At 70.6% G+C, this 21,010-nt stretch carries 16 protein-coding genes; 12 read left to right on the forward strand and 4 right to left on the reverse strand.

What is annotated here, in order from left to right; translation table 11 throughout:
• Window position 1 precedes the first annotated feature (1 nt).
• A complete protein-coding gene (locus PV734_RS22650) occupies window positions 2-880 on the reverse strand; it encodes an SMP-30/gluconolactonase/LRE family protein (protein ID WP_319291265.1) in 879 nt (292 codons plus the stop codon).
• Entirely contained in the window at window positions 877-1,650 is a 774-nt protein-coding gene (locus tag PV734_RS22655; RefSeq protein WP_319093224.1) for an IclR family transcriptional regulator, read from the reverse strand. The genes PV734_RS22650 and PV734_RS22655 overlap by 4 nt, the downstream gene beginning before the upstream one ends.
• A 223-nt stretch (window positions 1,651-1,873) precedes the next feature.
• Here PV734_RS22655 and PV734_RS22660 point away from each other — a divergent pair, with 223 nt between their 5' ends.
• Window positions 1,874-2,446: a hypothetical protein gene (locus tag PV734_RS22660; protein WP_319291354.1), complete on the forward strand. Its 573-nt coding sequence runs from the start codon at window positions 1,874-1,876 to the stop codon at window positions 2,444-2,446.
• Here the strand turns inward: PV734_RS22660 and PV734_RS22665 are convergent.
• Entirely contained in the window at window positions 2,436-3,311 is an 876-nt protein-coding gene (locus PV734_RS22665) for a hypothetical protein (protein ID WP_319093225.1), read from the reverse strand. The two genes, PV734_RS22660 and PV734_RS22665, sit on opposite strands and share 11 nt — an antisense overlap.
• A 206-nt stretch (window positions 3,312-3,517) precedes the next feature.
• Here PV734_RS22665 and PV734_RS22670 point away from each other — a divergent pair, with 206 nt between their 5' ends.
• The 6 genes from PV734_RS22670 to PV734_RS22695 all read left to right on the forward strand — a co-directional run bounded on the left by PV734_RS22670 (window position 3,518) and on the right by PV734_RS22695 (window position 11,130).
• Window positions 3,518-4,642: a MerR family transcriptional regulator gene (locus PV734_RS22670; RefSeq protein WP_319291268.1), complete on the forward strand. Its 1,125-nt coding sequence runs from the start codon at window positions 3,518-3,520 to the stop codon at window positions 4,640-4,642.
• A gap of 209 nt (window positions 4,643-4,851) precedes the next feature.
• Window positions 4,852-6,327, forward strand: coding sequence for an acyl-CoA synthetase (locus PV734_RS22675; RefSeq protein ID WP_319093227.1), 1,476 nt, complete (start codon window positions 4,852-4,854; stop codon window positions 6,325-6,327).
• Entirely contained in the window at window positions 6,320-7,774 is a 1,455-nt protein-coding gene (locus PV734_RS22680) for a carboxyl transferase domain-containing protein (RefSeq protein ID WP_415924246.1), read from the forward strand. The genes PV734_RS22675 and PV734_RS22680 overlap by 8 nt, the downstream gene beginning before the upstream one ends.
• 148 nt (window positions 7,775-7,922) lie before the next feature.
• Complete coding sequence (locus PV734_RS22685) at window positions 7,923-8,960, forward strand: rod shape-determining protein (protein WP_006376286.1); 1,038 nt, start codon at window positions 7,923-7,925, stop codon at window positions 8,958-8,960.
• A gap of 39 nt (window positions 8,961-8,999) precedes the next feature.
• A complete protein-coding gene (locus PV734_RS22690; RefSeq protein ID WP_319093228.1) occupies window positions 9,000-10,502 on the forward strand; it encodes a GAF domain-containing protein in 1,503 nt (500 codons plus the stop codon).
• Window positions 10,503-10,626: 124 nt separating this feature from the next.
• The gene (locus PV734_RS22695) at window positions 10,627-11,130 is read left to right on the forward strand and encodes a hypothetical protein (RefSeq protein WP_319093464.1); all 504 of its coding nucleotides are present in this window, start codon (window positions 10,627-10,629) and stop codon (window positions 11,128-11,130) included.
• Window positions 11,131-11,166: 36 nt separating this feature from the next.
• On the opposite strand, the gene PV734_RS22700 is transcribed toward PV734_RS22695, so the two are convergent.
• Window positions 11,167-12,081 carry a DUF4231 domain-containing protein gene (locus tag PV734_RS22700; RefSeq protein WP_319291271.1) on the reverse strand — a complete coding sequence of 305 codons (915 nt, stop codon included), beginning with the start codon at window positions 12,079-12,081 and terminating at the stop codon, window positions 11,167-11,169.
• A gap of 237 nt (window positions 12,082-12,318) precedes the next feature.
• On the opposite strand from PV734_RS22700, the gene PV734_RS22705 reads away from it, so the two are divergent.
• From PV734_RS22705 to fxsT, 5 genes are all read left to right on the forward strand, one after another.
• Entirely contained in the window at window positions 12,319-12,498 is a 180-nt protein-coding gene (locus PV734_RS22705; RefSeq protein WP_319291273.1) for a hypothetical protein, read from the forward strand.
• 214 nt (window positions 12,499-12,712) lie between these two features.
• Window positions 12,713-14,851 (forward strand): radical SAM/SPASM protein FxsBH, inactivated beta-hydroxylase extension form, encoded by a 2,139-nt coding sequence (fxsBH, locus tag PV734_RS22710; RefSeq protein WP_319291275.1) that lies wholly within the window; start codon window positions 12,713-12,715, stop codon window positions 14,849-14,851.
• The gene (locus PV734_RS22715; protein WP_319291278.1) at window positions 14,844-15,611 is read left to right on the forward strand and encodes an AAC(3) family N-acetyltransferase; all 768 of its coding nucleotides are present in this window, start codon (window positions 14,844-14,846) and stop codon (window positions 15,609-15,611) included. The genes fxsBH and PV734_RS22715 overlap by 8 nt, the downstream gene beginning before the upstream one ends.
• 60 nt (window positions 15,612-15,671) lie before the next feature.
• Window positions 15,672-17,054, forward strand: coding sequence for a TIR-like protein FxsC (locus PV734_RS22720; protein ID WP_415924247.1), 1,383 nt, complete (start codon window positions 15,672-15,674; stop codon window positions 17,052-17,054).
• Entirely contained in the window at window positions 17,051-20,980 is a 3,930-nt protein-coding gene (gene fxsT / locus PV734_RS22725; protein ID WP_319291284.1) for an FxSxx-COOH system tetratricopeptide repeat protein, read from the forward strand. Before PV734_RS22720 ends, fxsT begins: the two co-directional genes overlap by 4 nt.
• Window positions 20,981-21,010: the final 30 nt, after the last annotated feature.

Consider the following 21,010-nt stretch of genomic DNA (forward strand, 5'->3'; position numbering starts at 1 on the left):
GTCAGCCGGCGAACGCCGGCTGGGCGACCCCCTTGCCCGCCTCCGGGACGACCAGGAGCGAGCCCGACATCGGGTGGGGTGCGGACAGGCCGACGCGGGCCGTGGTGATGTACAGGTCCGTGAGGTTCGGGCCGCCGAAGGCGCAGGCCGTGGGGCGGACCGTGGGGAGGGTGATCGTCCGGTCCAGGGTGCCTGCCGGGGTGTAGCGGCGGACCGCTCCGCCGTCCCACAGGGCGACCCAGACGCAGCCGTCCGCGTCGACCGTCAGGCCGTCGGGGAAGCCCGCGCCCTCCTCGATCAGCGCCAACTGGCGTCGGTTGCCGACACTTTGGCCGTCGGCCGACACGTCGAAGACATCGACGCGGCGGGTCGGGGAGTCGATGTAGTACATCAGGCGGCCGTCCGGGCTCCAGCCCGTCCCGTTGCTCACCGCGACGTCGTCCAGGACCGTCGTGACCCCGCCGTCCGCCGTGAACCGGGACAGCGTGCCGCCGCCCGGCGCCTCGTCGTAGCGCATCGTGCCGGCCCACAGGGAGCCGTCGGAGGCCACCGCCGCGTCGTTCGCGCGGCGCCCGGGAACCGGGTCGTGATGCAGCCAGCGGAAGCCGGTGGCGGGGTCGGCGCCCTCACCGTCGTACAGGGCCACTCCGTCGCGCAGGTTCAGGACCAGACCGCCGCCGGCGCGCGGTTTCGCCGCGCCCACGTGCTGCTCCGTCGCCATGACCGTGCGGCGGCCCGTCGACGGGTCGTAGGTGTTGACGCGGGAACCGAGGATGTCGATCCAGATCAGCCGGGATTCCGCCGCGTCCCAGGTCGGGCCCTCACCGAGGGTCGCCTGTGCCTGGACCGCCACTTCGAGGGCGGGTTCGTACGTCGTCATGCCACACTCCGGTGACCGAGGCGCTCGGAGAGTTCGGCGGCGCCCTTGGCGGCGAGCTGTTCCAGCTCCGAACGGTGGTCGTCGCTCCAGCGGATCATCGGGACGGAGATCGACAGCGCGGCGACCACCCGGCCCGTGCGGTCGTGCACCGGCGCGGCCACGCAGCTCACGTCCGGGTTCGACTCGCGGTTCTCCACGGCGACGCCCCGGCGGCGGATCTCCGCGAGAGCCTCGCGCAGGGCCGCCGGGTCGGTGATGCTGTTCGGCGTCATCGCGGGCAGCGGAACCTTGTCGGGAACCCGTGCGGAGAGCTCGTGGTCGGGGAGCGAGGCCAGCAGCATCTTGCCCACGGAGGTGCAGTGGGCGGGGAGGCGCCGGCCCGCGGCCGACACCATCCGGACCGCGTGGGTGGAGTCCACCTTGGCGATGTAGATGACGTCCGTGCCTTCGAGGATCGCGACGTGCACGGTCTCGCCGCAGTTCTCGGCGACGGAACGGGCCACCTGCAGGCCCTCCGCGGCGAGGTCGAGCTGCTCGGCGTAGCGGCTGCCGAGCTGGTACGGGCGCACGCCCAGGCGGTAGCGTCCCGGCTGGCCGGGGACCTGCACGATGTACGACCGGGCGGCGAGCGTCGTCACCAGTTCGTGCACGGTGGTGCGCGGCAGCTGAAGCCGGCGCACTATGTCCGGGGCGGAGAGAGTCCCGTCTCCGTCCAGGAAGAGCTCAAGAATGTCGAGAGCCCGGGTCACGGCAGGTACGAGGCGTCCCATGACGGCCCCCTCTCTTGTGTTCAGGGTGTCTACGATCTCGACGCGATGCGACGGCGTTCGAGATTTCAACAGACGATCGGCATGACGAACAGGGGACAGGCTAACCACAAGGGCCCGGCCGGGCAATGGGCGTGCGACGGCTTCGTTGCCGTCCGTGACTGTCCTCGGCGCCCGCCAGGCGGTCCGGGCGGTTCCCGGCGGAGCGGACAGCGGATACGGGACGATGGTTCGTATGTTCACGGTCATCGACTTCCAGCTGGTCCTGCTGCGCCGCATGGCGGACCACAACCCGGACCTCGTGGAGGACGCCCGGCACGAGCTGGGCGTGTCGATCGCGGACATGCGCGAGGCCAACAAGCACTGGCAGGCGATGCTGCGTTCCAGGCACGCCCGAGCCGCCGCCTCCCGGTATCGCTCGGTCCTCGGCACTCCCGAGTCGGTGACCTCGCGCAGGATCGGCGACCTGGAGTGCGAGGCCTGGCTGTGGCCGGTCCCCCTCTGGCCCGACCTGCGCTTCGAGGTGCTCGTCGCCCCGAACGGCGTCGCCTGGAACGAGTGGCTGGTGCGGGCCCCGGGCGCCCCCGCCCCCGAACTCCGCACGCCGGACGACCTGCGCCCCTGGTCCTGCACGGTCGACGAGGTCGCCCGGGCCTTCGCCCCCGCCCGCCCCCTGGAGGGCACCGCCCCGACGCGCTGGGGACTGGCGTTCACGGCGCCGGACGGAACGGGGGTACGGCGGGAGTGCGCGGCGGAGTTCACCTGGGGGCTGCTGCAGCGGGTGGCGGTCAGGGACTGACAGCGGCCCTCAGAATGGCCTCCGCCACCACCGGTACCGAGTCCGGATGCAGGTCGAGGAACAGGTTCGGCTCGATCAACTCCAGTTCCATGACCCGGGGTTCACCCTCGTCTCCGAGGACGATGTCGACACGGGCGTACAGAAGCCCGGAGTTGCCCGGTACGGCGGCCAACGCCCGGTCCGCGAGGGCGAGTTCGGCCGAGGTCGGGGTCCAGACCTCAAGGTCGGGATGGGCGACCTTCTCGGCGTCGTACGCCGTTCCGGGAGCGAGAACGGCCCCCTTGCGGCTGGCGTGCAGAAAGCGTCCGCCGAAGAACTGCAGGGCACGCTCCCCGGTGACGTCGATGCTCCCGACGTACGGCTGCACCATCGCGGTGAACCCCTCGGCGTGCATGCGTGCGAGATGCCGTACGGCCGCCTCCCCGTCCCCGGGCGTGTAGCGGGCGGCGTAACGGGCGCCGGCGCCGGAGGTGGGCTTGACGACGTACTCGCGGTCGTCGGGGAGGGCGGGGGCCTCGCCGGGGGCCAGATAGCTGGTGGGGACCGTGGGGATGCCCGCGGCGGCCAGCTCACCGAGGTACCGCTTGTCCATGTTCCAGCGCAGGACTCCGACCGGATTCGCGACCCGCGTGAGCTTCCCGCACCGCTCCAGCCAGCCCGCGAACTCCTCCGCACGCCAGGTGTAGTCCCAGGTGGACCGGACGAGCGCGAGATCGAAGGACGCCCAGTCGATGTCGGGGTCGTCCCAGTAGACGGCGGACGCGTCGGCCCCGGCTGCCAGCAGCTCCCTTACGAGGAGCGGAAAATCGCGGTCCTTGCTGGTCCCGGGCCGGGGGTCGTAGGTGACGATCGCGATGCGGACCACGGGGACTCCCTCGGTAAGGCGTGCGGTAAGGCAGGTAGTGATGCGGGCGACAAGGCGGGCGGTAAGGCGCGTAGCGCTGGTTCACCACTGATATCGGTTCCGGGTGAAGGTTAACAAGCGCTTGACCTTCACCTTCGGTGAAGCCCCAGCATCGGTGACGGAACGAGGAACCGGCGGAAAGCCGGGATCAGGAAAGGGTGCGCGCCATGACGGAGCCGGAGACGCTGACCATCGGGGCGTTCGCCAGGGCGTGCCGACTCTCTCCGAAGGCACTGCGGCTCTACGACGAACTGGACCTGCTCCGGCCCGCCCGCGTCGACCCCGACACCGGCTACCGCTACTACGCGGCCGAGCAGCTGGAACAGGCCCGGCTGGTGGCCTGGCTGCGCCGGCTGGGGATGCCCCTGGCCCGTATCCGGCAGGTCGGGGCCATGGAGCCACCGGTCGCCGCCCAGGAGATCCGCGCCTTCTGGGCGCAGGTCGAGGCGGACACAGCGGCCCGGCGGGATCTCGCCACGTTCCTCGTCGATCACCTCTCGACACCGCCGAGGAAGGACACCGAACTCATGACAAGCAGCGATCTGCTCGAACTCCGTTACGCCGCCCGCACCGACATCGGTCTGGTCCGCGCAGCCAACCAGGACACGGCGTACGCCGGTTCACGCGTCCTTGCCGTCGCCGACGGCTTCGGCCCCGAGGGCGCGCCCGCCAGTGCCGCCGCCGTCGAGGCCCTGAAGTTCCTGGACGCCGAACCGCTCACCGCCGGCAGCGTCCTGAACCTCCTGGAGGACGCGGTCCAGGGCGCCACCCAGGCGGTCCGGGACATCGCCGAGACGAGGAGCGCGGGGCCGGAGGGGACGAACGACGTCGGCACCACCCTCACCGCGATGGTGTGGACCGGGTCGCGCCTCGCCCTCGTGCACATCGGAGACAGTCGCGCGTATCTCCTGCGCGACGGCGAGCTCTTCCTGATCACCCACGACCACACCCTGGTCCAGTCGATGATCGACGAGGGCCGGCTCACCCCCGAGGAGGCCGCGACCCACCCCCAACGCACCCTGCTCCGCAAGGCGTTGACCAGCACCCCGGCCTCCCCCGACCTGCGTCTGCACGACGCCAGGTCCGGCGACCGCTACCTCCTCTGCTCCGACGGCCTGACCAGGGCCGTACCGGAGGACACGGTGCGGCGTCTCCTCGCCACGATCCCCGACCCGGACGCGACAACGGCCGCGCTCATCGAGGCGGCGAACGCCAACGGCGGCCCGGACAACGTCAGTTGCGTGGTCGCGGACGTGGTGCGGACCGGCGGGGGACGAATGCTGGTGCAGTAGGGCGGGCGGGGCGCCGGCGCCGGCCTCGGGGCAGGATGTCTACAGCGAGTGTTTCTTCCGGCAGCGGATGGTGTACGGAGGAGTCGTGGTGGCTGTGGTGGCCGTGGTTCCCGCGGTGCTGTGGCTGGTGCTGGTGGTCCCCCACCGGGAGTGACCGCGGGTGTCACCGCGCAGGTACGACCGACGTGACGAGCTAAGGAGTACGACGCGTGTCCTCTCTCTTCCCCGGCCTGACCGACGACCCGACCGGCGCCCCGAACGGGCGGCCCGCCCTGCGCTTCGGCGAGCGCTCGCTGACGTACGCCGAACTCGCCGCCACGGCCGGAGCCCTCGCCGACCGGATCTCCGGGTCCGGCGGCCGGGTCGCCGTCTGGGCGACACCGACGCTGGAGACGGCCGTCTGCGTCGTGGCCGCGCTGCTCGCCGGGGTCCCGGCGGTGCCGCTCAACCCGAAGTCGGGCGAGAGCGAGCTGGGGCACATCCTGAAGGACAGCTCGCCCACACTCGTACTCACCGCCCCGGGCGACCAACTCCCCGCGGCCTTCGGCTCGTTGGAGCGCATCGAGGTCGAGGTCTCCCTAGCTCCCTCCTCCGGGGCGCCCAGGACGACGTACGCCGACCCCTCCCCCGAAACCCCCGCCCTGATCGTCTACACCTCCGGCACCACCGGACCGCCCAAGGGTGCCGTCATCCCGCGCCGGGCCATCGCCACCTCCCTGGACGCACTCGCCGACGCCTGGCAGTGGACCTCAGAGGACGTGCTGGTGCACGCGCTTCCGCTCTTCCATGTGCACGGGCTGATCCTCGGCATCCTCGGGCCGCTGCGGCGCGGCGGCTCGGTACGGCACCTCGGGCGGTTCGGGACGGAGGGCGTCACCCATGAGCTGAACGACGGGGCGACGATGCTGTTCGGCGTACCGACGATGTACCACCGGATCGCGGAAGCGCTCCCCGGCGACCCGGAACTCGCCGGGGCGCTCGGCCGGGCCCGTCTGCTCGTGTCCGGTTCCGCCGCGCTGCCCGTGCACGACCACGAGCGGATCACGGCGGCGACCGGCCGTCGGGTCGTGGAGCGGTACGGCATGACCGAGACGCTGATGAACACGAGCGTCCGCGCGGACGGGGAGCCGCGCGCGGGCACGGTCGGCGTACCGCTGCCGGGCGTCGAGCTGCGGCTCGTCGAGGAGGACGGGGCGCCCATCACGGCGTACGACGGCGAGAGCGTGGGTGAGATCCAGGTGCGCGGGGCGAACCTGTTCACCGAGTACCTGAACCGGCCCGACGCCACCGCCGCCGCCTTCACCGCCGACGGCTGGTTCCGCACCGGCGACATGGCGGTGCGCGATCCCGACGGCTATGTCCGTATCGTCGGACGCAAGGCCACCGACCTGATCAAGAGCGGCGGCTACAAGATCGGCGCGGGTGAGATCGAGAACGCGCTGCTGGAGCACACGGGCGTACGCGAGGCCGCCGTCACCGGGGAGCCCGATGCCGACCTGGGCGAGCGCGTCGTCGCCTGGATCGTCCCCGCCGATCCGCAGTCCCCGCCGGACGCCGACGAGTTGGCCGACCATGTCGCGGCCCGGCTCGCCCCGCACAAGCGCCCCCGGGTGGTGCGCTACCTGGACGCCCTCCCGCGCAACGACATGGGGAAGATCATGAAGCGGGCGCTGCCCGGTGCCTGACCACACCCCCGGGCGCCTCACCGCCCGCGAGATCATCGCCCTGCTCTGCGACAGCGGCAGTATCGGCGCCGGCACCGGCACCAGCGACGTCTCTGACGGCTTCGCCGAACTCCCGTACCCCGTAAGGGAGTTCAAGCCTGACGGCCCCCTCGCCTGGCAGGGTTACGACGCCTCCCGTGCCCGCGCCGCCGCCCGCACCGGCGAGGAGGAGTCCGTCGTCTGCGGTACCGCGCGTATCGGGGGTACCCCCGCCGTGCTGGTCGCCTTCGAGTTCGGCTTCCTCGGCGGCTCGCTCGGCGAACGCACCGGAGACCGTCTGGAACTCGCGTACGAGTACGCGCGCGCCCACCGCCTGCCCGTCGTGCCGCTCGTCGCGACGGGCGGCAGCCGGATGCAGGAGGGCATGCTCGCGCTCACCCAGCTCCAGCGCGTGGCCCGGCAGTCGGCGCTGACCCGTGCGGCGGGCCTGCCACAGATCGCGGTGCTCCGGGATCCGACGACCGGCGGCGGGTGGGCGACCCTGGGTGCGGGCGCCGATGTCGTCCTGGCGCTGCCCGGTGCCCAGGTGGGCTTCGCGGGCTCCCGGGTCCGGCCGGCCGACGCGGACCCGGCGGCGTACACGGCCGAGGCTCAGGTGGCGGCGGGCGCGGCCGACGCGATCGTACGTCCGGAGGCGCTCCGGGAGACGCTGGCCCTGTGGCTGCGCCTGCTGAGCTCCGGTACGGGTACGGGTAGCGCTGTCTCGGAGACCGGGTCGGCGTGGGCCGTCCCACCGCCGGCGCCCCTCGGCACGGCGTCCCTCCCCACCACCGGCTGGGACGCCGTCGAGCGCGCCCGCTCCTCTCGGCGCCCGCGCGCCGAGGCCTATCTGGACGCCTGCTTCACCCGGCGCGTCGCGATCAGCGGCGACCGCTGCGGGGGCACCGACGCCGGGATGGCGTGCGGGTTCGGCGAGCGTGCGGAGGACGGGCGGACCGTCGCGTACGCCGCGCAGCTCGGCACGGCCACCCGCCCCGCCGGTTATCGCACCGCCGCCCGGCTGATCCGCCTCGCCGACCGGCTCGGCATCCCGGTGCTGACCCTGGTGGACACCCCGGGCGCCGCCAACGACGCCGACGCCGAGCGGCAGGGCGCGGGCGCCGCGATCGCGGACCTCTTCGCCGCGGTCGCCGCCGCCCGCACACCGGTCACCACTCTGCTCATCGGCGAGGGCGGTTCGGGCGGCGCCCTGGCCCTGGCCGCACCCGGCAACACCTGGGCCACGCCGGACAGCTACTTCTCCGTCATCGCGCCGGAGCTCGCGGCGGCCATCCTCAAGCGCCCGGACGGTGAGGTGCGGGCGACGGCGGACCAGCTTCGGATCCGGCCGCAGGATCTGATGGAGCTGGGGGTGGTACGCGGCATCGTGGGCCGCCCGGCACCCGACCCCTCGGGACCTTGGTCATAATTCAGACATAAAGGACAAAATACCCATACGGCGGCACCCCGCCCGGCCCCCTACAACAGGCGCCCCACTCCCCCGCCCCCGCAGGATGCCAGTGGAGGCCCGCCGTCCGGCGCGGCCCGTACGGTCTGCGCTCTCGGGAGGATCTGCCATGACCGTCAGTCTGGAACAGATGCGCCGCTGCCATTTCGCCGTCGACCTCGGAGCCGCGCGGACCCGCGTCTACGTCAAGGGCGAAGGAATCGTCGTCGACCAGCCCTCGGTCGCCGCCGTCAACACCAAGACCGGCGCGCTGATCGCGGTCGGGGAGTTCGCCGAGAAGATGACGGGGCGGACGCCCCACTACATCCGGGTCGTGCGGCCCGTGTCCGGCGGGACCGTCGTCGACATCGAGATGGCGCAGCGCATGCTGCGGCACCTGATCGGCGACAAGGTCCGCCGCACCCTGCGCCGCAAGCCCTTCCTGCGGGCCGCCGCCTGCTACCCGCACGACGCCGACCCGCTCGCGCAGCGCGCGGCCATCGAGACGCTCGTCGGGCTCGGCGCCCGGCGCGTCGAACTCGTCGACACGCTCGTCGCCGCCGCCGTGGGCTGCGGACTGCCCGTCGAGCAGCCGGAGGCGACCATGGTCATGGTGTGCGGCGCCGCCGCCACCCAGCTCGCCGTTCTCTCCCTCGGCTCGATCGTGACCGCCGAGCGGATCCCGGTCGGGGGCGAGGCCGTCGACCACGCGATCGTGCAGCACCTGCGGCACCAGCACGAACTGATGCTGCCCAGCCAGTCCGTACGTCCGCTGCAGCTCGCCCTCTCCGGCAACGGGCTCACCGCGCACGGACCGTCGTCCACCGAGATCCACGGTCGGGACGTCGCCACCGGCCTCGCCCGCTCCGTCCAGGTCGACACCGCCGCCGTACGCGACGCCATCCAGACGCCGCTGACCGCCGTGCTCGACGGCATCGGCAAGGTGCTGCGGGACTGCCCGCCCGACCTGGTGGCCGACCTCGCCGACCGCGGCATCATGATGGTCGGCGGCAGCGCGCTGCTCCCCGGGTTCGACCAGATGCTGCGCCAGGCCACAGGCATGCCGGTGCACATCGCCGAACGGCCGGACGTGTGCGCGGTGCAGGGCCTCGGGTACATGCTGGAGGGCCGGATCGAGCCCCTGGTACTGGATCCGCTGGCCACCTGAGGCCGGACACCCGAGCCGGCCGCCCCAACCACCGTCCACATGCCAGGCGACCCGCCCCCGTCCCCCCACTCTCCCCCTCCCCCTTCTCCCCCTTCCCCCTCCTCTCCTTCTCTGCCGCCCCGTCTCGAAGCCGTACTCGGCATCGGTACCGATCTCGAACTGCGCACCACGCTCCAGCACATCGTGGACGGCGCGGCCGAGTTGGCCGGTGCCCGGTACGCGGCATTCGGGATGACCGACCCCGGGCACGACGGCCTCGTGGAGATCCGCAAGGCCGATCTGGGGCGCGCGGAGCGGGAGGGCATCACCGTCATCGACGTACCGATCCACGTCGATGACCGGGAGTTCGGACGGCTGTATCTCGCCGAGAAACTCGACGGGACCCAGTTCGGTGACGAGGAACGGGAGTTGCTGCGGGTGCTGGCCGCGCAGGCCGGCATCGCGATCGGCAACGCCCGGCTGTACGAGACCGCACGGCAGCGTGAACGCTGGATCGAGGGTGCCGCCGCCGTCACCACCGCGCTGCTCACCGGTGGGGCCGACGACGACGCGCTGATGATCGTCGCGGACCGTGCCCGGCATCTCGCCGACGCCGCCGCGGGCGTCATCCTGCAGCCGACGGACGCGGGCGGTATGGAGATCGTGACCGCCTCCACCTTCGACGACCCCGGTGACATCGTCGGGACGGTCATCGCCCCAGGCAGCCCGGTGCTCGTGCAACTCCTCGGCGGGGAACCGGTGTTCGTCGACGACTCGGCGACCGACCCGCGGATGACGACCCCCGTACGGCACCGGTTCGGACCCAGCATGCTGCTGCCGTTGCAGGCCGAGGGCCGGCTGATCGGCACGCTCGCGCTGCCGCGCCGACGCGGCGACCGCCCGTACACCGGCACGGAACGGCTCCTCGCGACACAGTTCGCGTCGCAGGCCGCCCTCGCGCTCGTCCTCGCCGACGCGCGGCGCCGACGCGCCCGCCTCGCGGTGTACGAGGACCGCGACCGGATCGCCCGTGACCTGCACGATCTCGTCGTCCAACGGCTGTTCGCCACCGGCATGATGCTGGAGTCCACCCAGCGCCGGGCCGGGGACGACGACAACACGCGCGAGATCCTCGGGCATGCCGTCGACGAACTCCACGCCACCGTCCAGGAGGTCCGGACGACCATTTTCGCCCTCCAGCAGCCCCCCGCCGACGCACCGACAGGCCTGCGCGGCAAGGTGCTCCGGGAGACGGCCGGCGCGACCGCCGTACTCGGCCGACGGCCCTCCGTCCACTTCACCGGGCCCGTCGAGCACCGCGTCCCCTCCCCCGTCGCCGCCCAGCTCCTCACCGCCCTGCGCCTCACCCTCGCCACCGCCGTACGCCGCCCGGGTGTCACCCGCGTCGAGGTCACGGTCGACGCGACGGCGGTCCTGCCGGACGGCCGGGACGCCGTACGGCTGGCGGTGTACGCCGATGGCGACAGCGGCGACGACTCAACGGGCGCAGGGCCGGGTACGACGGTCATCTGGCAAGCCCCGCTGGGAGACGGCACCCTGTAGAGCTGTAGAGAGGTCACGGACCGTGGACGGCGGAGGGCAGCCAGTGACTGAGATGGACACGCGTAACGACATGTTCGTCGGCGCTCGCGTCGGCACGTCGACAACCACCGGCATGGACACCGGTATGGGCACGCGCATCGGTGCGCGCGTCCGCACACGCATCGGCGTGACCGGGCACCGCTCGATCCCCGCCGCCGTTCTGCCGTCCGTCCGCACGGGCATCCGCAGGCAGTTGCGGGGCGACGAGGAACTGGAGGCCCTGAGCTGCCTCGCGGCCGGGGCCGACCAGTTGTTCGCCGAGATGGCCCTGGACCTGGGCATACCGGTCACCGCCGTGATTCCCGGCATGGACTACGAGACCCACCTGGGCGACGCCGACATCCGGGCCGCCTACCGCCGCCTCCTCAACTCCTGCCGCACCTGCGTGAACCTGCCCGAGGAGGCGACACACGAGGAGGCCTACTTCGCGGCCGGCCGCTGGATCGTCGACCACGCGGACCGCCTGGTAGCGGTATGGGACGGCCGCCCCGCCCGAGGCCTCGGCGGCACCGGCGACGTGGTGGCGTACGCCCGCCACACAGGAGTTCCGGTGACGGTGCTGTGGCGGCCGGGGGTGCTGCGTAGCTGATTTCGGGGCCTGGACCTCCGGTGCGGAGCCGGCGTCTCAACCGAACCTGACCACCCAGTCGGTGTGCTGCGGCGAGACCAGCCGCTCGGCATCCGCCACCGCATCCGCCCAGGCCATCTCCGTCACGGTCTTGGACATCGTGATCCGCAGCATGTCGAGGTCCTGCTTGATGAGGCCGTACGCGTAGGCCAGAGGCCGGTGCCGGCGTACCTCCTGCCATGCCACCCCGGCCGCAGCCGCGGCGCTCAGCAGACCGGTGAGATCCCAGCCGCCGACCACACCGAGCGCCCGCAGGCCGGCGGACAGCAGCGCGAGCAGAGTCAGTACGGCGGTGACGGACGACCAGTGCACGGAGGACCTGTGGGTCTGCGCCGCCTTGTCGCGGTGCCAGACGAACTGTTCGAGCAGCCGGTCACGGAGATAGATGTCCCGTCGCGCCGCGAAAGGCTTGGCGCGTACCGCCCGCATGGCCGGGGTGATCTGACCGATCCCTCGGGCACGGGTCCCGTTGCGTGAGTCGTCGACCCAGCCGACCTTCCGTAACTCCGCCAGGCACCCTTCCAGCCGCTCCGCGAACAGTCCGTCGGGATCGGCGACCCGGGAGTGGAAGGGCCCGCCGTGGACCATGTACTGCCAGGCCAGAGATTTCAGCAGCTCGGCGACGTCCCGGTGGGCGCGCCAGTGGGCCCGGGCCCGACGGCGTGCCGTATGCAGGCCGACGGCGATGGTCATCGCGTACAGGACTGCCGCCAATGCCGCAGGAATATGACTGTCGAGACGTTCCGCGAGCATGGCGGCCGCGGTCGCGAGGAGCAGGGTAACCAGTTGGGTACGCACCGCGCGAAACGATTCTCCTTGCCTGGCCAGCGCGCGATGGTCACTTATCCGGAAGAGTGGCGGCAGGTCGCTGTCACTCAAAGTCACACTGGGCCCTGGAGTTCCAGTCCGCATGGTTCCCCCGTACGGCTAGAAGCGAACACCTATGGAAATTCTCGCCCAGGTGCGCGAGAAGAGCACACCCTCAGTATGCGTTCGACAGTCCTGCGTGGTAGCGTCCGCGCGAGAAGTGTCCACACAGGTCTCAGGCTGTCTCAAGAACGTCTACAGATCCCCCAGGATCATCCCATCGTACGACGGCGACGGGATGGGCTGGATCTGTTCATCGACGAATGGAGCTACGAGACAGCCATGAACAGGGCCACGACGATGCAGAGCGAATCGGCCATTTCCCGGTCATCTCAGCGGCGGCACACCCCACTGACGCCCGTCGCCACCGACAAGGCGGCCGTCATCAAGTCGACCGGACGCTTGACGGACGCCGCGGGATGGACCTCGAAGAAGCCGACCGCCTTCAATGCCGCAATCTGAGCGGCGGTAGGCCCGGCGACCTGGGGGTTCCCGGCAAATCCACTGCCGGGAGCCCTGGCCCCCCACACCCGAGTGCCCCAACTTACGCGGTGCGGTGCGGAGTTGTTGGCACCTTAGCCCCTCGGGGAGCCGTAAGCTATGCCGGGTGACTCAAATCCAGGAACTGGTCCTGAAGATCCATAGCAGATGCAACATCGCTTGCGATCACTGCTATATGTACGAGTTGGCTGACCAGAGCTGGAAAACGCGGCCGACGGTGATCTCCGAGAACACGGTCGCACACGTCGCACAACGCCTGTCCTCCTATGTGACGTCGCATCGACTCGATTCCGTTTCGGTCATTCTGCACGGCGGGGAGCCCCTTCTCGTGGGCCCCGGGCGCCTCCGCGGTATCTGCGCGGAACTCACCCGTATCCTCTCTCCCGTCACCACCGTCGACCTCCGTATGCACACCAATGGAATGCTGTTGCACGGGCCTCAACTGGAGGTCCTCCGGGAATTCGGCGTGAAGATCGGAATCTCCCTCGACGGCGATCGTCCGGCCAATGATCGGCATCGCCTGGACCGTCGGGGACGCAGCAGTTACGACAAGGTTCTGGCCGGAATCGAGCGACTGCGCGCCCCCGAATACCGGCACCTTTACATGGGTCTGCTCTGCACGGTCGACATCAAGAATGATCCGGTCGCGGTCCATGACGCGCTCACCGCTCTGGAACCGCCCCGAATCGATTATCTTCTGCCACATTCGACCTGGGACAGTCCGCCGCCCCCCGGAATTACGGATTCCCCGACTCCGTATGCCGAATGGCTGCTGCGGATCTTCGACCGGTGGGAGGAACAGGGCCGCCCGATGAAGGTGCGCACCTTCGACTCGGTACTCAGCACTCTGCGCGGCGGTCCCAGCCTCACCGAGGCCCTGGGGCTGGCCCCCTCCGAACTGGCGGTCGTCGAGACCGACGGCACCATCGAACAGGCCGACTCCCTGAAGGCCGCCTACGACGGGGCACCGGCCACGGGGTACGACGTTTTCGAGCACGGCTTCGAGGAGTACGCCCGACACCCCGGCGTCCAGGCGCGACAACTGGGTATCGAGGGCGTGAGCGAGACCTGCCGGCGGTGCCCGGTCGTCGAGTCCTGCGGTGGCGGGCTCTACGCGCACCGGTACAGCGACGAGCGGGGCTTCGACAATCCATCCGTGTTCTGCGCGGACCTGCGCGCCTTCGTCGAGGGCGTCGCGGAGCGCATCACCGAGCGCTCGCTGACTCCCGCCGTCCATGACATCGGCGAACTCGCCTTCGCTCAGGAAGGGCTGACGCGTGACCTGTTGAGACTCATGAACGACCGCGCAGCGCTCGACGACGACTGGGCCGGGGCCTGGCAGGCACTCCTGCACCTGGACGCCGCCGACGGCACCGCACCCTGGCTGAACGAAGTGCTCGCGCACCCCTACACACGTGCCGCGCTGCGTCTCGCGTGGGGCGGTCCCGCCCAGTCGGCGCTGCTCGCCCCGCTGGTACTGGCCGCCGCCGCACAGGCGGGCGCCGCCGTCACACTCACCTGGGAGCATCCGGCCACACGGCTGCATCTGCCGACCCTGGGCACACTGGAGCTGCCCGGCCCCTGCCGGGTCGAGGTCACGACGGACGCGGACGGCATCCTCGTACGACACACCGGGGGCGAGGGCGGGGAGCGGGTCCGCTTCGACGCCGATGCCGGTTCCTGGACCGGCGGTACGCACTGGCGTCCTCTCCGACGCCTTTCGCCGAGCGACGGCGGGCCGCTGATCGATGACGCCGACCCCTTCCGCGACTGCTTCTCCTCCCCCACCGCCGAACCGCTGGACCTCGGTGAGTGGGACGGCTTCCGTGAGCTGCTCCACCGGTGCTACGTGCTGCTGGACGAGCGGCTGCCCGGCTGGCGGACCGATCCGCGTTGCCTTGTCGCCACGACCGTGACCCCCCTGTCCAAGGGCGGCGGAGTCCAGCTGGGCCGCCACGCGCCCGGCGCCCTAGGGGTCGCCATCGACGCCGAACCGGATGAGTTCGTACGTCAGTTGCCCCGGCTGGGCAGGCTGGCGCGGCTTGCCGCGCTGCGGGAGACGACCGATCTGGCGGTACCCGGGAGCCGGGCCGGGCGTCTGCTGGACGAGGCGAGCGAGGCGCTGGCGTCGGTGTCCGCAGGAGGCGCCGCGCGCAGCCCCGACACGGACGGCCGGGCCGTCGCCCTCAAGGAGACCCACCGGGCGCTCACCGAGTTGGCCGCGCAGCCGGAACGGCAGCTCACCGAGACCGGCGCCGCACTCGCCGGTCAGCTGTGGGACGAGTGGCGGGAGAGGACGGGCCGGCGTGCCTGACCTCAGCGAACTCTCCCTGCTGTTGAGGACGTTGGGTGTCCGGCGGGGCGGGGTCCTGATGGTCCACGCCTCCCTGCGGGGCAGCGGGCTGCGGGACACCGAGGTGCGGGACGCCCTGCTCGACGTACTGGGCCCGGCCGGGACCCTGGTCGTACCCGCCTTCACCCAGGAGAACTCCCGTACCTCGCGGGCCCATCGGGCCCTGACCCACGGGCTGAGTGAGGAAGAGCGGGCGGAGTTCGAGGCCTCGATGCTGCCGTTCGAGCCGCTCACGGCACCCTGCCGGGCTGCCATGGGAGTACTGGCCGAGTGTGTTCGAACCAGTGCCGGTGCCGTGCGCAGCGCCCATCCACAGACGTCGATGGCGGGCATCGGCCCGCGCGCCGCCGAACTCCTCGACGACCACGACCCGCGCTGCCTGCTGGGGGAACGATCACCGCTCGCCCGGCTGTATGACGCGCGAGCCCAAGTCCTGTTGCTGCGCGTGGGGTTCGGGGTATGCAGCGCGTTCCATCTTGCCGAGTACCGGACGGATCCGCCCCGGCCGAAGCGTACATACGAGTGCGTCGTCGGGGAGAAGGGCAACTGGATCTCGTACGAGGACACCGCACTGGACGACAGCGGCTTCGCCGCACTGGGGAACGAACTGCCGGGAGAACTGATCAAGTTCGGGGAACTGGCGGGGCGGAAAGCGACTTTGGTCGAGATACGGACCGCCGTCGACTTCGCACGTGACCGGATGTCCGGATATCACCACTGAATGACGCGAAACCAACGGCACTAACGGTCGAGTCGTCGGGCACATTGTTGGTCCGGCCAGATGACGCCGTCGGCGGGGCGAGGGCATCGTCAACAGGCAGGGGGGCGTGTGAACATACCCGCACGGGAAGAGAGGTCGGACAACCGACCCTACTTTTTTCTCAGTTACGCGCACACACCGGCATGGGGAACGGGCGGAGGCGATCCCGACCACTGGGTGCGCGTACTCTTCACCGATCTCTGCGACCACATCATGGCGCTCACCGATCTGCCCGCGGGCGCGGCGGGCTTCATGGACCGGGAGATGCGTTCCGGAGACGGCTGGCCGGAGAAACTCAGCGAGAACCTCGCCTCCTGCCGGGTATTCGTGCCGCTGTTCTCGCCTCGTTACTTCACGAGTGAGATGTGCGGGAAGGAGTGGTTCGCGTTCCACGAGCGCATCCTGCGCGCCAGGAACACCGGCGCCGGGGACGTCCCCGCCATCGTCCCGGCCATGTGGACGCATATCGACTACGGCCAACTCCCGGACTCCGTAAGGCACATCCACTTCGACAAGGCCACCTACGGGGACCGGTACGCGGCCCACGGGATCTACGGGCTGATCAAACTGAAGCGGCTGCACGACGAGTACGAGGAGATCGTGCTCGACCTCGCCCAGCGGATCGTGCGGGTCGCCCACGACTCACCACTGCCGGCCAGCAGGCCCCGGCCCTACGAGTCCACCCCCAGTGCGTTCAAGCCTCGCGGCGAGGGCCCACGGCGCATCCATCTGACCGTGGCCGCGCCGACCCGGGACACACTCCCCGAGCATCGCGACACACGCCCGTACGGCGAGGACGCACAGGACTGGAACCCGTACCACTCCGAAAGCACCCGGCCGTTGCCCGCGCTCGCCGAGGAACTGATCCGGTCGCTGGACTACCGGATCACCATCTCCTCCTTCGATGACGACCCCGGCGGACAGGATCACGACGACGAGCCCGCGGACGCCGCCGGTGACGACCTCGAGAAGGCCCCGCCCGGCCGCCCCGGCATCCTGCTCGTCGACCGGTGGGCGCTCACCGACGCCGAACGCCAGGAACGGCTGCGGAAGTTCGACCTCGGCGCCCGCCCCTGGATCAGCGCGATCGTCCCCTGGAACAGGTCGGACCTGCAGTGCCACAGCGAGGAGGGCAAGCAGTTGACAGCGGCGCTGGAGCGCACGTTGCCGCTGATCCTCGACCGCGGGCGGCGCACCGACTGCCGGATGGCCGTCAACGGTGTACCGAGTCTCAAGGCCTTCACCGACGTCCTGCCGGCCGTCGTGGCGCACACGACCCGGCAGTACCTCAAGCACGCGGTGGCTCACCCGCCCGCCGGCCCGCACGTGCCCAGGCCCCGCCTGATGGGCCCCACCCACCCGCCGTTTCCGGAGGCGGGAGACGACAACGGAGGAGAAGCATGACGGCCGTGCAGGACGGACGGATCATCACCTTCTACTCGTACAAAGGGGGCACGGGCCGAACGATGGCCCTGGCCAACACGGCGTGGATCCTGGCCGCCAACGGAAAGCGCGTCCTGGCCGTCGACTGGGACCTGGAGGCGCCCGGCCTGCACCGTTTCTTCCATCCGTTCCTCGACTCCAACGCGCTGGCCGCGACCACCGGGGTCATCGACATCATCAACGACTACGCCTGGGCCGCGACCACCGGAACCCAGCGCTCCGGCCCCTGGCACCTCGACTACGCGGACGTCGAACAGCACGCCATGTCGCTCACCCCTGAGCGCCTGGGCCTCAGGTTCGTGGCCGGCGGCTCGCTCGACTTCCTCTCCGCGGGCCGCCAGGACCGCTCGTACTCCGCGACCGTGTCGTCGTTCGAGTGGGACAACTTCTACGAGCGGCTCGGCGGCGGGATCTTCCTGGACGCGCTGCGCGACAGCATGAAGGCGTCGTACGACTATGTGCTCATCGACAGTCGGACCGGGCTGTCGGACAACGCCGACATCTGCACGATCCAGATGCCGGACGTCCTCGTGGACTGCTTCACCCTCAGCGACCAGTCGCTGGACGGCGCCGCCGCCGTGGCTCGCAGTGTCCAGGACGGCTACCGCAAGCGCCGCATCCGGGTACTGCCCGTGCCGATGCGTATCGACGAGGGTGAGAAGGAGAAGGTCGACGCGGGACGGGCGTTGGCCCGGCTGAAGTTCGACGGGCTGCCCAAGGCACTCGACGAGGACGACCTCAGTCCCGAGGAGATGGCGGCCTACTGGGGAAACGTCGAGATTCCCTACCGCCCCTACTACGCGTACGAGGAGACCCTGGCCACTGTCGGGGACGAGAGCGGCATCGCCAACTCGCTGCTGTCCGCGTTCGAACGGCTGACCGCGGTCATCTCGGAGGGCACCGTCACCTCGCTGCCACCGGTCCCGGAGTCCGTCCGGCTGCGCTGCCGGGACGCGTTCCTGCGGCGCCGGCCGCTGGCCATCACGATGGACGTCGTCGTCGCGTACGCCGGTGAGAACCGGATGTGGGCGGAATGGATCGAGGCCGTACTGAAACGCTCCGGCTGCAATGTGCTGTCGCACGACATCTCGACCGGCCCTGTCTCCCGCCCCGACGACTCGACCCGCACCCTCGTCCTGCTGTCCAACGCCTTCCAGAAGTCCCGGTACGCGGACGCCGTCTGGCGTGCGCTGACCGACGCCGACACCACGCCCGGCTCGATGGTGCCGCTCAAGGTCGACGAACTCCGGCAGCCCACGTTGCACCTGGACCACAACCCGGTCGACCTCTACCGGCTCGACGAGGCGCAGAGCACCCTCAAGCTGCTGAGCGCCGTCGATCTGCCGGGACAGCCGGTCAGCACCAGTACCGCCGGCCCGCGCTTCCCCGGCTCGACACCGGCGATCTGGAACGTGCCGCAGCGCAACAACACGTTCACCGGCCGAGGCCTCATCCTCGACCTGGTCCGCGACCAGCTCGGCAGCGGAACCACCGCCATGGTGCCGCAGCCGCTCGCGCTGTTCGGGCTCGGCGGGGTCGGCAAGACCCAGGTCGCCATCGAGTACGTGCACCGGTTCATGGCCGACTACGACCTGGTGTGGTGGACCTCGGCCGAGCACGAGGACGACGTGGTCGCGTCCCTCGCCGAACTCGGCGCCCGCATCGGCGCGCCCGGCGGCGAGGACATGACGCTGGCCAGCCAGGAAGCCGTACAGATGCTGGCCCGGGGCCTGCCGACGAAAAGGTGGATCCTCGTCTTCGACAACGTCGACGCCCCGGCGGCCCTGGCCCGCTACATCCCGCAGGGCGGCGGCGGGCATGTGCTGGTCACCTCCCGCAACCAGGCCTGGTCGCAGCAGGGGGCGGCCATACCGATCGACGTGTTCCTACGGGAGGAGAGCGTCGAACACCTCACCCGTCGGGCCTCGGGACTGAGCAGCGGGGAGGCCGACCAGGTGGCGCAGGCGGTGGGCGACCTGCCGCTCGCGGTCGAGCAGACGGCGGCCTGGCTCGCCGAGACGGCCACCCCGATCGACGACTACCTTCGCCAGCTCGCCGACCAGACCACCGACGTACTGGACCTCAACCAGCCCGCCGACTACCCCCATTCCGTGGCCGCGACCTGGAACATCTCCATCGCCCGGCTGAAGGAACGCTCTCCCGCGTCGGTCCGACTGCTCCAGCTGTGCGCCTTTCTCGCCGCCGAGCCGATCTCCTCGCACCTCCTGTACAGCAAGGAGATGCTCGACGCCCTGAAGCCGTACGACGCCTCGCTCCAGGAGAGTCTGCTGCTCGGGAGAGTCATCCGGGAGATCGGGCGGTTCGCGCTCGCCAAGGTCGACCAGGTCAGCAACAGCATCCAGGTGCACCGGCTGGTGCAGGCGGTGATCCGCGCCCAGCTGACCGAGGAGGAGCAGAAGGAGGCCCGGCACGTCGTCCACACCGTGCTGGCCGGAGCCCGCCCGGACGGCGACGAGCCCATCGACGACCCGGAGACCTGGCCGCGCTTCGCCGTCATCTGGCCGCATCTCACCGCCTCCGACGCCCGCAACTGCGTCGACTCCGCGACCCGTCGGCTGCTCATCGACCGCGTCCGCTATCTCTGGAAGCGCGGCGACTTCCCCGGCGCCCAGCGCCGCGCCGAGGAACTCCTCGTCCACTGGGCGGAGTTGCTCGGCGAGGACGACGTCCAGTACCTCTACCTGCGCTGCCAGCTGGCCAGCGTGCTGCGCTCCCAGGGACGCTATGTCGAGGCCCGCGAGATAGACACCGCACTGCTGGCCCGCCAGCGCCAGGTCCTCGGTACATCCCATCCGCACACGTACGTCACCACCTCCAACCTGGCCAGCGACCTCGCCGCCCTCGGCGAGTACCGGTCGGCGGTGGATCTCGCCCGGGAGGCGCACGACGGGTTCAGCCAGATCTTCCACGAGTCGCACCCCCGTACCCTGAGTGCCGCCAACAACCTGGCGCTCGCGCTGCGCATGGTCGGCCGCTACAGCGATGCCCTCGGCATCGACCAGGACACCCTGGACCGCCGGATGGAGGTCCTCGGCCCCGACCACCCCTACACGCTGGCCTCCGCCGAGCAACTCGGTCGCGACCTGCGCGAGGTCGGCCGCTACTCCGAGTCCGTCGCACTGCTGTCCCGGACGTACGACGAGCACAAGCGCCTCCTCGGCAAGGAGTTCCCGGGCACCCTGCGCTGCGCCAAGTCGCTGGCCGTGTCGCTGCGCCGGGCGGGTCAGTTCGAGGACGCCCGACGGCTCACCACGGCGACCCGCGGCCAGTACCGCGCCCAGTACTCCAAACCGACCCCGGACTCGCTGGCCTGCGACCTCAACATGGCCGCCGACCTGTTCGCGGCCGACGAGCGCGAGGACGCCCGCCAAGTGGCCAGGGAGGCGCTGGGCGAGTACATGAAGGTGCCGGGCGAGGCCCACCCGTACACCCAGGCCGCGCTCAACAACCTGGGTATCTTCCACTGGGGCTGCGGTGACATCGCGCTCGCGCAGGAGGTGTTCCACCAAGTGTTGCCGCGCATGGCGGAAGTGCTCGGCGAGCAGCATCCTCACACCCTCTTCTGCGGCGTCAACTATGCCAACGTGCTCGCGGATCAGGGGCAGTTGGAGGAGGCGTGCGCGCTGGAGGAGAAGGCGGTCACGGTCCTGCGTACCGTCCTGGGGCAGCACCACCCGGAGACCCTGGGCATCGTCACCAACTTCGCTCTCACCCTCTCGGCCCTCGGCCGCAAGGACGAGGCACGTCGACTGCGCGAGGAATCCCTCAAGGAGCTGCGGATGCAGCTGGGCGAGGAGAACGGCATCACGCAGGTGGCATCGGACGAACGGCGGATATACCGGGACCTGGAGCCACTGGCCGTTTGACGCTCCGTCAGAATGTTTCTCGGCAAACGA

Source organism: Streptomyces sp. AK08-02, assembly GCF_033795085.1.
In the GTDB taxonomy this organism is placed as follows: Bacteria; Actinomycetota; Actinomycetes; order Streptomycetales; family Streptomycetaceae; genus Streptomyces; species Streptomyces echiniscabiei.